The sequence below is a fragment of the Peptacetobacter sp. AB800 genome, assembly GCF_047807365.1.
Classification (GTDB): domain Bacteria; phylum Bacillota; class Clostridia; order Peptostreptococcales; family Peptostreptococcaceae; genus Peptacetobacter.
Genome location: NZ_JBLOUI010000124.1, coordinates 1 through 225 on the forward strand (window position 1 = coordinate 1; position 225 = coordinate 225).

A 225-nucleotide genomic window follows, 5' to 3' on the forward strand; every position below is an offset into this window, starting at 1 on the left:
AACTCTACCATTGAGCTACACCCGCATATTGAGTTGGTGACCCGTAGGAGAATCGAACTCCTGTTACCACCGTGAAAGGGTGGTGTCTTAACCGCTTGACCAACGGGCCATTTAACGTGGCTACGTCCTACTCTCCCAGGGGCCTTCGCCCCAAGTACCATCAGCGATAGAGAGCTTAACTTCTGTGTTCGGAATGGGAACAGGTGTATCCTCTCTTCTATAATA

At 50.2% G+C, this 225-nt stretch carries 1 tRNA gene and 1 rRNA gene; both read right to left on the minus strand.

Features of this window, described 5'->3' with window-relative positions:
- Positions 1-34 precede the first annotated feature (34 nt).
- A tRNA-Glu gene (locus tag ACK2WN_RS12425) sits at positions 35-109 on the minus strand.
- 5 nt (positions 110-114) lie between these two features.
- A 5S ribosomal RNA gene (gene rrf / locus ACK2WN_RS12430) occupies positions 115-225 on the minus strand; the annotation flags it as partial.